General features: G+C 45.0%; 1 protein-coding gene. It reads left to right on the top strand.

Going from position 1 to position 340, the window contains the following annotated elements; translation table 11 throughout:
• The coding region (locus KH400_RS23195; RefSeq protein WP_217228658.1) for a hypothetical protein at positions 1 to 296 on the top strand (296 nt) is incomplete at its 5' end.
• Positions 297 to 340: the final 44 nt, after the last annotated feature.

The following is a 340-nucleotide window of genomic DNA, read 5'->3' as shown; positions in this document are numbered from 1 at the left end:
AAGGGGGGGAAAGAGGGGAAAGGAAGGAGGAAGAGGGGGGGGGGAGGGGGAAAGAAGAAAGGAGGAAAAAAGAAGAAGAGGAGAGAGAGAGAGAAAAGAAGAAGAGGAAGAAAGAGAAGAGAGAGGGAGGAGAGGAAAAAGAAAAAAGAAAGGAAGGAGAAGAGGAAGAGGAAAAGAAGGGGGAAGAGAAGGGGGAAGAGAGGGGAAGGGAGAGAGAAAAAAAGAGGGAAGAAGAAAAAGAGGTGAGAAAAGGAAAAGAAAAGAATAGGGAGGTAAAGTGTGAGGAGGGTATGTAAGGTGGGAAAAAAAAAAGGGATGAAGCAGGAAATGAGATGTATAA

Origin of the sequence: Desertibacillus haloalkaliphilus (assembly GCF_019039105.1) — a bacterium.
GTDB classification, from domain to species: Bacteria; Bacillota; Bacilli; order Bacillales; family KJ1-10-99; genus Desertibacillus; species Desertibacillus haloalkaliphilus.
This window is presented reverse-complemented; position numbering and strand designations above follow the sequence as displayed.